The 10801-nt window shown below is 60.7% G+C and carries 12 protein-coding genes; 7 read left to right on the top strand and 5 right to left on the bottom strand.

All coding sequences use genetic code 11. The annotated features are described in order from the left end of the window. Positions 1-217: hypothetical protein (locus tag VJX68_RS05185; protein WP_324094597.1), on the top strand; the 217-nt coding region annotated here is incomplete at its 5' end. 50 nt (positions 218-267) lie between these two features. Further along, the gene (locus VJX68_RS05180) at positions 268-708 is read left to right on the top strand and encodes a cupredoxin domain-containing protein (RefSeq protein WP_324094596.1); all 441 of its coding nucleotides are present in this window, start codon (positions 268-270) and stop codon (positions 706-708) included. On the opposite strand, the gene VJX68_RS05175 is transcribed toward VJX68_RS05180, so the two are convergent. The 4 genes from VJX68_RS05175 to VJX68_RS05160 form a co-directional block, all read right to left on the bottom strand. Beyond that, the gene (locus tag VJX68_RS05175) at positions 705-1904 is read right to left on the bottom strand and encodes a dihydrolipoamide acetyltransferase family protein (protein WP_324094595.1); all 1200 of its coding nucleotides are present in this window, start codon (positions 1902-1904) and stop codon (positions 705-707) included. The two genes, VJX68_RS05180 and VJX68_RS05175, sit on opposite strands and share 4 nt — an antisense overlap. Positions 1905-1931: 27 nt before the next feature. Beyond that, positions 1932-2903: an alpha-ketoacid dehydrogenase subunit beta gene (locus VJX68_RS05170; RefSeq protein ID WP_324094594.1), complete on the bottom strand. Its 972-nt coding sequence runs from the start codon at positions 2901-2903 to the stop codon at positions 1932-1934. Positions 2904-2928: 25 nt separating this feature from the next. Beyond that, positions 2929-3903: a thiamine pyrophosphate-dependent dehydrogenase E1 component subunit alpha gene (locus VJX68_RS05165; RefSeq protein WP_324094593.1), complete on the bottom strand. Its 975-nt coding sequence runs from the start codon at positions 3901-3903 to the stop codon at positions 2929-2931. Between the two features lie 217 nt (positions 3904-4120). Further along, positions 4121-4390 (bottom strand): hypothetical protein, encoded by a 270-nt coding sequence (locus tag VJX68_RS05160; protein ID WP_324094592.1) that lies wholly within the window; start codon positions 4388-4390, stop codon positions 4121-4123. Positions 4391-4530: 140 nt separating this feature from the next. Between VJX68_RS05160 and VJX68_RS05155 the strand changes: the two genes are divergently transcribed. Beyond that, positions 4531-5271, top strand: a complete 741-nt coding sequence (locus VJX68_RS05155; RefSeq protein ID WP_324094591.1) for an acetoacetate decarboxylase family protein — start codon at positions 4531-4533, stop codon at positions 5269-5271. Positions 5272-5291: 20 nt separating this feature from the next. Here the strand turns inward: VJX68_RS05155 and VJX68_RS05150 are convergent, their stop codons facing one another. Beyond that, positions 5292-6083 carry an SDR family NAD(P)-dependent oxidoreductase gene (locus VJX68_RS05150; RefSeq protein WP_324094590.1) on the bottom strand — a complete coding sequence of 264 codons (792 nt, stop codon included), beginning with the start codon at positions 6081-6083 and terminating at the stop codon, positions 5292-5294. A gap of 89 nt (positions 6084-6172) precedes the next feature. Between VJX68_RS05150 and VJX68_RS05145 the strand changes: the two genes are divergently transcribed. The 4 genes from VJX68_RS05145 (at position 6173) to VJX68_RS05130 (ending at position 10800) form a co-directional block, all read left to right on the top strand. Next, on the top strand, positions 6173-7330 hold the full coding sequence (locus VJX68_RS05145) for an acyl-CoA dehydrogenase family protein (RefSeq protein WP_324094589.1): 1158 nt from the start codon (positions 6173-6175) through the stop codon (positions 7328-7330). 33 nt (positions 7331-7363) lie between these two features. Continuing rightward, on the top strand, positions 7364-7999 hold the full coding sequence (gene pdxH, locus VJX68_RS05140) for a pyridoxamine 5'-phosphate oxidase (RefSeq protein WP_324094588.1): 636 nt from the start codon (positions 7364-7366) through the stop codon (positions 7997-7999). 120 nt (positions 8000-8119) lie between these two features. Beyond that, positions 8120-9265, top strand: coding sequence for a radical SAM/SPASM domain-containing protein (locus tag VJX68_RS05135; RefSeq protein ID WP_324094587.1), 1146 nt, complete (start codon positions 8120-8122; stop codon positions 9263-9265). A 263-nt stretch (positions 9266-9528) separates the two neighbouring features. Continuing rightward, positions 9529-10800: an acyl-CoA dehydrogenase family protein gene (locus VJX68_RS05130; protein WP_324094586.1), complete on the top strand. Its 1272-nt coding sequence runs from the start codon at positions 9529-9531 to the stop codon at positions 10798-10800. Position 10801 lies beyond the last annotated feature (1 nt).

Here is a 10801-nt window from a genome sequence, read left to right as displayed (position 1 = left end):
CTGCGGCACCGGCTCGATCAACGCAATCAACGCCTGCATCGAGGCGGCCGGCAAGGATCTGCCCGACCCAACCGAGGCATTGATTCGCCAGATTTGCGAATGCATCGAAAATGCGGGCGTCAGCGCGGCGCTGCGCGATCCCTACTACAATATTCTCTCCCGTCATCGAGCGAAGGCCTTGCGAGCGCCCGAGTTGGAATTGGCGGCAGGGAAGTAGCCGAATCCTTAAGCCCGAGTTCTGTAGTTTTATCGCGGAGGAGGCCGACGATGATTGGGACGACTCCTAATATGCATCGGGTTCTGGCCGCTGCGCTGGTGGCCATAGCGGTAGCGGGTTTCGTGTGCCGAACCAGCCCTGCCGAGGCAGGGCCAAGCGGTCGCGAGGAGCCTGCCGCGGTGATCGTCATCAGCGACGCACCGGGCGAGTTCATGCCGAGAACAGTGACGGTAAGAGTCGGCGACACAGTGGAATGGAAAAACACTGGCGGCATCGCCCACAGCGTCGAGTTCGTTGGCGAGGTCTTTCCGAAGGGCACGGCATCTTCGGAATCGGGACTCATGGCGCCTAATAAGAGTTACAGTTTCACGTTCAATGCGCCCGGCAGCTACGCGTATATCTGCCGGTTCCATGTAATCAACGGCATGATCGGCAAAATCGTCGTGGTCCCCGACCAGCCGGTCTCTGGAACCACGGCCGGAACTCGCTAGCCGCCGCGTGCGCAGTGGTTGACGAATTCGATCACGCTTTGCAGGAACTCTGCTGCGGGCGCGCCATCAACCACTCGATGGTCAAACGTCAGGCTGAGCCAGATCATTGCGCGCTTTGCAATCGCGCCGTTGAAAACGGCGGGCTTCTCGACGATTCGCCCGACGCCTAAGATTCCGGTCTCGCCAGGGTTCAGAATCGGCGTGAACGCGTCGACGCCGAACATACCGAGGTTGGTTATCGTAAAAGTGCCTCCGTGTACGTCTTCGAGCTTGAGATTGCCGGAGCGCGCCTTTTCGCCGAGTGCGCGGCTTTCGATCGCGATCTCCTGAAGCGACTTGCTCTCGGCACGCTGCACGACCGGAACTATCAGGCCCTCATCGAGCGCGACGGCGATTCCGACGTTTGCGCTTGCATTGAGGGCGATCTCCGCGCCGTTTTCATTGAGGCGCGCATTCATTCGAGTATGGCGCATTAGGGCTCGAGCGACCGAATAAATCATCATGTCGGTGTAAGAAAAATCAAATTCGCGGGTCATGCGGGCGCGAAACTCGGTCGCCGGTGTCACGTCAGCTTCGGCGGTGATGGTGATCTGCGCGCTCGCGTGCAGGCTCTGATGCATCCGCTCCGCGATCACCTTGCGCACGCCACGAAACGCGACGCGTTCGGCGGAGGGCGCAGTAGCCGGCAATGGCGACTTCGCCTTCGTCGAGGATTTCGCGGCGCGCGCGACGTCTTCGCGAGTGATCCGTCCACCCGGGCCAGTGCCTTCGACTTTGTCGAGATTGACGCCGAGTTCAGACGCGAGCTTGCGTGCTATCGGGCTGGCGGTGCGCCGCACACCCGCGTTGGCGACCGTAGCGCTGGGATTGCTTGGCGGCGACGTTAAAGGTGAACCGTGATTGAGCGTTTGCGCCGTGGACTTTTCGTAGCGCGCCGCGATTGCCGCGACATCCTCGCCCACTTCGGCGATCACGGCCACCGCCACGCCGCATTCAACCGTCGCGCCTTCGTCGAACAGCGTGGTCGCGAGCATACCCGACGCGGGCGCTTCGACCTCGTAGAGAACTTTCTCGGTCTCGACCTCGTAGAGCGGCTCGCCCGCGTTTACGCGCTCGCCCGCGGCCTTGAAGAAACGCTGAATCGTTCCTTCGTGCATCGTCAGCCCGAACTTGGGCATCGTAACTTCAACTGCCACAGTCAGTTCCGCAACTGCCGGTCCTGGCTATCGTCCGACCACATCGCGAATCGCGGCTTCGATGCGCGCCTCGTCCGCGATGGCCGCCTTTTCGAGTGGCGGACTGAACGGAATCGGCACGTCGAGCGACGTAACACGGCGGATCGGCGCGTCGAGAAAGTCGAAGCCCTTGTCGGCTACAATCGCGGCGAGATCCGCGGCGGCGCCGCCGCGCAGATGGCCTTCGTCGGCGATCACGATGCGATTGGTTTTCTCGACTGAAGCGAGGATCGTATCTTCGTCGAGCGGAACCAGCGTGCGCGGATCGATCACTTCAACCGAGATTTTTTCCTGCTCGAGCCTGGCCGCGACGCTCATCGCCTTCGGCACCATCGCGCCGATCGCCACCAGCGTAACGTTCTCGCCGGGCCGCTTGACGGCGGCCTTGCCGAGCGGCACCAGGTGCTCGCCGGCGGGGATGTCCTCCTTGAGGCGGCCGAGCGCGCCATGTTCGAAAACAATCACGGGATTGTTGTCGCGGATGGAGGTCTTGAGCAGGCCTTTCATGTCGGACGGCCCTGAAGGGACAACCAGCTTGAGGCCCGGGACGCTCAGAAACTGGGCGTACACGGTCTCGGAATGCTGCGCGGCCGCGCCGCCCATCGCGCCGAACACGGCACGAAACGTTATCGGCATGGTGGCCTGTCCGCCCGACATGTAGCGGAGCTTGGCGGCCTGATTGCAAACCTGGTCGAAGGCGCAATAGAAGAAGCTGGCGAATTCGACTTCGCAAATCGGCCGCGTTCCCGCCATCGCGGCGCCGACCGCCGCGCCAACGAAGCCGGCCTCCGAAATCGGGGTGTTGCGCACGCGCTTGGCGCCGAACTTGTCGACAAGGCCCTTGGTGGCGCCGAACGCGCCGAGCACAACGTCCTCGCCCATCAGGAAGGTCAGAGGATCGCGTTCCATTTCTTCGGCGATGGCCTGGTTTATTGCCTGGATAAAATTAGTTTGCGGCATGACGATACCTCCGCGCGGCGGGCGCTCAGGCGTAAACGTCGTAGGTAACCTCGGACGCCGCCGGCAGTTCGCTCGAGCGTGCGAATTCGACCGCGTCGGCGAGTTCCTTTTCGGTGTCGGCAACGATCTTCTTGAGTTCGGCCGAGCTTATCTTGCCGCTCTCGGCACACCACTTCTCGAATCGAATCAGCGGGCACTTACGCTTCCATTCCTCGACTTCGGATTTCTCGCGATACGCGCCATCGCCAAGAAAGGCCTGTTCGCCGACGACGTGCCCCTCCCATCGATAGGTCTTGCATTCGAGCAGGGTGGGACCTTCGCCTGCGCGGGCACGGGCGACGGCCTCGCTGGTGTAGCGAAAGACTTCGAGGACGTCGTTGCCATCGACGATATGGCCGGGAATGTCGTAGGCTTTCGCGCGCACGGCGATGTCCTTGACCGAGGTCACGGTCGCCATCGGAGTGAACTCGCCGAAGCCGTTGTTCTCACATACGAAGACGACCGGCAACTTCCACACTGCCGCAAGGTTCAGTGACTCGTGGAAGGTGCCCTCGTTGGAGGCGCCGTCGCCGAAGAACGCCACGGTGACATCGTCTTTACCCGCGATCACTGCGCCCAGCGCGGAGCCCGTGGCGATAGGCAGTCCTGCGCCGACGATGCCGTTTGCGCCCAGGATGCCGAGCGAGTAGTCGACGATATGCATCGAGCCGCCCTTGCCTTTGCAGTAGCCGGTGCGCTTGCCGAAAATCTCCGCCATCATGCGATCGAGGCGTCCGCCCTTGGCGATCAGGTGTCCATGCCCGCGATGGGTTGACGTGATGCGATCGGTCTTGCGCAGCGCGGCGCAGACGCCGGTGGCGGAAGCTTCTTCGCCGATCGAAACGTGGACGAAACCGGGAATCTCGGCGGCCATCGCCAGGTCGCGCGCCTTGGACTCGAAATGCCGGATCTTCTGCATCGTGCGGTACATATCGAGCAGTTTATCTTTGCTTATATCCATGAAGGTGGTTACCTCCGTAAGGATTCGGGAAATTGTGCGGCAGACGCACCCAGCGAGCGGAAAACTATCCCCAACGGCAGCAACCGTCAAATGAGCGAGTCGCGGCGGTTCCTTCAGCGATGCTGCTCGCTAATAGCGCAGTCCGCTACATCTGAGCCATCGGAGACATCGCGTAGCTCTGTTCTCGGCTCTGACTATGAAAGCCGGGCGGCCTACGCTAATGCGCAAATTGGCTCAAGCAGCCCCGATTGCAGGCACCGCGTTCCGGCCATCGAGAGCATCCGTCCAGGCGGAGTCGGTTCATCCCGACCGCCGACGTAATCGCAGCGTAGGTGGCGTCCACCGCGACGTGAGCAGGCTCGCCGTTTTCGGGGCAGATTACCTCGTTGGGCTTGCTGAATTCCGCGAAGACGCTCAGCCCGACGGGTAGCAAAACGTAGGCGACGCCGATTGTAGCGATAGCGCCGAGTGCGGCCAAGGTATCCATATAGGTCATACCTCCTGTTGATGTGAATGGACCGGAAATTATTTACGCATTAATCGTACCGAATTCCGGTACCTACGCGCTTGTTCAATATTCGTGCGAGTGCCACAAATATGGAAATCCCGCCCCAGGAGGATCACAGTATGCGCAAACACGGACGTCTCAACCTCGGGAATGCAGGATACTCGATGCCGGCGGACACCTCCGCGTATCAGCGCCCGCCGTTCTACTACCGCAACACACGCTCGATCACAGTTGCGTTCGAAACTGATCTCGAAGCCGCGTTGGAAGCGCTGCCGGCGCCGCTGGCGCTGAGCGAGGCGGCCACCGCCATCCTTTCGTTCTACGAATATCCGTGGACCACGTTCGGTCCTTACAACGAAGCGATCCTTTCGCTCCTGGTCGAGCACAAGGGCCGCCGGATGAACTACATCATGCACATCGCGGTGACGACCGAGCCGCCGATGCTTGCCGGGCGCGAAATCTGGGGTTTCCCGAAGAAGCTCGCGCAAATTGAATTCAAGAACGATCGCGACATGATCTATGGCACGCTCGAACGTCCGGCGGGGATCCGCCTTGCCGGCGCGATCGTTCGCCCGGAACGGCCGGCCGCTAACGGGCACTCCGCCGCGCCTCCTCCCGTCAGCCTGCGCCTGATTCCTTCGGCCGAAGAGAACGGGCGTCCGTCATGCGCCGAGCTCATCGAGACGCTCGCCGAGGTCAAGGTAATCGAGGCGTGGACCGGCGTCGGCTCGATCGCTTTCGCGGAGAGCTCGCGGCTCGACCCGTGGGATCGGCTCCCGGTCAAGCGCGTGATTCAGGCGAGCTACATGCTTAGCGACATGACGCTCGGCTTCGGAAAGGTGATCGATCGTCTCGAATAGAGCGGGGCGATCCAACCGCGCTAAATCATGAATCCGCCGTCAACGCTGATGACCTGTCCGGTCACCGCGCTTGCGGCGTCGGATGCGAGCATCGCCGCCATCGCGCCCAATTCATCGGGTTCGACGATTCGCTTCTGGATGTTCTGGCTCTCGGCGAATCGTTTGGCGTCGGCCGCACTCACCCCCATCATCGCGCCCAGCACGTTCCAGTCCACCAACCTCGTGTTGGTCCATCCGGGACATAACACGTTCACATTGATGCCGTGCGGCGCGGCGGCGTAGGCAAGCGAGCGAGTGAAACCGATGAGGCCGTGCTTCGCGGCGGAATAGGCGAGCGGGCCGCCGCCGTTTTTCGCATAGCCGGAACCGATACTGATGATGCGGCCCCACTTCTGTTTGATCATGTAGGGGAGCGCGGCGTGAGTTGCATAGAATGCCTGGGTCAGGTTCATGAACAGGTTGTCCTCGAACGCGCGCGGGTCATGATTGAGCGGATCGAGATGAGCCGGGTTCTCCGCGATCACGCCGCCCGCGTTGTTGATCAGAATGTCGAGACCGCCGAGTTTGCGGGCAGCCTCGTCGACGCCGGCGGTAATCTGCTCGCGGCTCATCACGTCGATTATGACCGCGAAGCCGCGCTGCCCGCGCTCCTCGATCTCTTTTGCGACCGCGTCCAGCTCGCCTTGCGAGCGCGAGGCGACCGCTACGTTGGCGCCCGCGTCTGCAAGCGCAAGTGCCATCGAGCGGCCAATCCCGCGCCCGCCGCCGGTTACCAGCGCGCGCCTTCCACGCAGATCAATTAGTTGTCTCATATCGTTTTGTCTCATCCATCCGCGGACCTTTGCAAACCGGCGCCATCGGCAGATAGTTGTGGGAATCGCTCCGCCACGGGGGTTGAGTTATGGATTTCGAGCTAGATGAAGAGCATCGCATCTTTCGCGACAGCCTGCGGAAGTTTCTCGAATCCGAACTGCGCCCGCTCGATGAAAAATGGGGCGACGAGGAGATGCTTCCGGAGCGCGCGCGCCAGTTGACGAAAATGCTGGTGCCGTGGGGCTATCTCGATGGACGCAGCGACGACCCATTCATCAGCTGCATCATGACAGAGGAGTTGGCCCGCATCTTTCCCAGTGCGGCCGGAATCGTCGGCATGACCGCGGGAGCGGGATGGTCGATCTCCCGGCGCGCGCATCCCGAAGTGGCGAAGCGCCTCGCGCCACCGCTGCTGGCGGGCGATCTGATTGGCGCCAACGCCATCAGCGAACCCAATGTGGGATCCGATCCCTCATCGATCCAATGCCGCGCGGAGCGCAAGGGCGACGGCTATGTGATCAACGGCACCAAGTGCTGGATCAGCAACGGCCATATTGCCGACGTGGTGGTGTTGGTCGCGCAGACTGATCCAAAGCTGGGACCCGCGGGAGTGCGCCAATTCGTGGTTGACCGCCGCGAGTCTCCGTTCAAGAGCCGCGACATCGAGACCATCGGGCTCAAGGCGTTCCCGACCTCCGAGCTGTTTTTCGACGACGTCGCAATTCCCGCAACTCATCGGCTCGACGGTTGGGCCGAGTCGGGCGAAGTGACCGATCCTGCGAAGTCGTTTCCACAGGTGCTGCAGATGATTTCCGCGGCGCGGGTCGGAACCGCGCTGATTTCAGTGGGTATCGCGCAGCGGGCGTTCGAGATTGCGCTCGCGTACGTAAAGGTCCGCAAACAATTCGGCAAGGAGATCGGCCGCTTCCAACTGGTCCAGGAAATGATCGCCGAGATGGCGACCGATATCGATGCCGGCCGCTTGCTCTGCTATCGGGCGATGCAGTTCTCGCGGACATCGCGAAGGGACGCGGAGGTATCGATGGCTAAGGCGTATGCGACCGAGATGGGCGTGCGGGTGGCGTCCAAGGCGATTCAGGCGATGGGCGCGATCGGGCTTGCGGTCGAGAGCAGAGTCGAGCGGTGCCTGCGCGACGCGCGGATGCTCACGATACCTGACGGCACGACGCAGATTCAGAACCTAATCATCGGCCGTGCCCTGATCGGAATGTCCGCCATCCGGTAGTCATCCCTTGGCATCTGGCATGCTTTCCAAAATATGAAGGCAGATGATCCCATCGCACGATTTACTCGATGGTTTCGTCAGGAAGTGGGTGCCGGCACTAACTCTCCGGAGACGATGGCGCTGGCCACCTGCGGAATCGACGGCATTCCCAGCGTGCGCTACGTCCTGCTCAAGCAAGCCGATGAGCGAGGGTTTTCCTTCTATACAGACATACGCAGTCTAAAGGGCCGGCAAATGGCGCAAAATCCCCGCGCCGCGCTGGCGTTTTACTGGCCGAGGAGGGGGCGCCAGGTCAGGATCGATGGTTCAGTCGAGCGGATGACTGCGAATGAGGCGGACGAGTATTGGGCTACTCGGCCGATAGACAGCAGATTTTCGGCCAGTGCCTCCCACCAGAGTCACCGGCTGAAAAATCGCGAACAGTTGGTCGCGCGCGTCGCCCAGCTCCGGCGGGAATTGAAGGGCAAGGAGCCTGTACGGCCGAATTACTGGCTCGGACTCCGTGTGGTGCCTGATCGGATCGAATTCTGGGTGCGTGCTCCCTTCCGCTTGCATCAGCGCGAGTTGTTCATGCGGAATGCAGGCCGATGGCGCAAGACCTTGCTCCAACCCTTAGGGCTGGTTCCGATCGAAACAGTCCTGCATCGAAATCGCCCAGTTTTCGGATGAGCAAACTTGGGGGCACCCGAAAAAGGACAATATTCCTCTAGTTTTGCGGATCGATCTGGGAATCGGAACAACAATTGCTGCCGCCTGCGTAAGCCGTTTCGGCTGGGGGAGGGGTGCGGCATGGGCTATAACTTTCCGGCGCTATACTTCGAGGCTACTCGTCTATGCAACTTAAAGTGCCCACTGTGCATGACGGGCAGCAACGATGCGCGCAATGTACGGGACAAACGTCGAAGCGAGCTCAACTTCGATGAGATTCGCGAACTGGTACTGCTTCCAGCCAAGCGCCTCGGGGTTCTAGTTATCGGATGGAGCGGTGGCGAGTTCCTGTTGCGAAGAGATTCAATGGACCTTCTCCGGCTCACCGTGGAGCTTGGTTATCAATGTAAGGTTTGCAGCAACGGCGAGGCGCTCGATCGGACCAAACTGCAGGAAATCAAAGAAGCTACCAACGGCAAAGTAACTATATCCGTGGGGCTGAACTCGATTGATGAGCACAACGAATGGAGCCGCGACGCCAAACCCGATCGCACTCTCGAGGTGCTCGCCCTGTGCGACGAACTCAAGATTGACCGCCACGTCATCGTCACCATCTCCAAGGATAATACCGAAACCTTCGCCAGGACCATCAAGTACCTGACTGATCGGCGAATTTCGTACAATCGCTCGCCTTATGTGGCGCGCGGCTCGGGTTGCGATTTGTTCAAAAAGCTCGCGTTCGATCGCAACGATCTCGAAGCTCACTTCCATCCCGAGTTGCGCGGGAGCGTCAATGGCTACGTGAGTTACACCCCGTTTTTCCTCTCGCCGGAGTTGCACGCCCAAGTTTCCGGCGGAGCCGCCAACGGCAACGTGCCGCAGAATCCGCCGATTGGATGCTGGGTCGGGACCTGGCTGGCGCTCAACGCGGAGGGTGATGTTTCGGTCTGTCCGGTCCTGCTCGATGTGCTCAAGGCCGGCAACGTGCGCGAAAAACCGCTGGACGAGCTGGTCGCGTCCAGCAAACTGTTTGCCGACGTGCTCGATCGCGGCAAGCTCAAGGGCAAATGCGGCGATTGCCGGTATCAGTTCACCTGTGGCGGATGCCGTGCGATGGCGTACTACCACAACGGCGACTATATGGGCGAAGATCCCACTTGCTTCTTCGACCCCGAAGACCGGACCACGATCAGCCCGCACGAAGAACAGACCAACCGATTATTCAAGAAGTATCTGATCGTCGCCCGCTACGTCGGTTTGTTTAAGCGTCCGGAGAACCCAGGCTGACCGATAGAATTGGTTGTCATCGGGAAATCGCATTGATCGTTCGACAGGCTTGTATCGAAAGCACCCATAGTGTGCTTCTTTTCGCTCCATCCCAAAGCCGCATCTGCAAGATTGCGTTGCTCGATTAAGCATCTTAGGCGTTTGCGCGAACTTCGGTGCGCGCGCGCGTGGCACGTTCGATGCTTCATTGTCGGAAGTTAAAATATCGATTATCTGTCGATCGCGAACTCTCTCGAGCCGCAGAGCGAGGAGAAATCAGGCCGATGGACACTTACCGTGAACTCTACATTGGGGTCCCGAAAGAGTACGAGTCGCTGCGCGCCAGCGCTCATCGCTTCGCGAAGGAAGTGATGCGTCCGGCTGCGATCGAACTGGATCGCATGGCCGATCCCAAGGACGTCATCGCGCCGGATTCTCCGCTGAGACGGGTTTTGAAGCAGGCCTACAGCCTTGGTTATCACGTTGCGGGAGTCCCGGTCGCGATGGGTGGGCTGGGACTCGATCCGCTCGCCAGTCACATCCTCCATGAGGAACTGGCGTGGGGATCGGTTGACCTGTCGATAGCTATCGGAGTTGCGGGTTTCCCGGCCATGGTCGCCGCCAGCAGCGGCAATCCCGATCTTTACGAAACCTTCGTGAAGCCCTACGTCGAGGACCGCGAAGCCGCTTTCATAGGATGCTGGGCTATCACCGAGCCCAACCATGGCTCTGATCACATTATGGTGGGCACGCCCGAGTATCACGATCCGAAGGTGAAGGCCGAAGTCGTCGCTCGCGTTGACGGCGACTCCTACGTCATCAAGGGCCAGAAGTCGTCGTGGGTTTCCAACGGCACCATCGCAACTCACGCGGCACTATATCTAAGAATCGAATCCAAATCGCCTCATGCACCGATAGGAATGTCCGGCGGCGGGGTCGCAGTGGTTCCACTCAACCTGCCGGGAGTGTCGAAGGGCAAGCCGCTCAACAAACTGGGGCAGCGCGCGCTCAACCAGGGTGAGATCTTTTTCGACAACGTGCGCATCCCGCGCCACTACATGGTGGTGAACTCCGATTCCTATGAGCAGCACACGATGGCGACGCTGACCGGGGCCAACGGCGGCATGTCCACCGCATTTACCGGGCTCGCCCGCGCCGCATATGAGGCCGCACTCGACTATTCAAAAGAACGCATCCAGGGCGGGCAGCCCATCTGCGAGCATCAGCTGGTGCAGAAGCGCCTGTTCGAAATGTTCACTAAGGTCGAGGCTTGCCGCGCCCTCTCGCGTGCGGTTACCGTTTATAACAGTTCGTCAGGGGCGCCTTCGCTCCAACATGCCATCGCTGCGAAGACCTTCTGCACCCAGGCCTCCTTCGAGGTGGCCAGCGACGCACTTCAGATTTTCGGCGGCAACGGGCTGAGCAAGGAATACCCGATCGAGAAGCTGTTCCGCGACGCGCGCGCGTCGCTAATCGAGGACGGCACCAACGATGTCCTGAGCCTGGCTGGCGCGCGGCACATTCTCGCCGAGTCCAATGGCCACGCCCACGCATAGC

It is taken from the genome of Binatus sp. (SeqCode), assembly GCF_035272065.1.
Classification (GTDB): domain Bacteria; phylum Desulfobacterota; class Binatia; order Binatales; family Binataceae; genus Binatus.
This window is presented reverse-complemented; position numbering and strand designations above follow the sequence as displayed.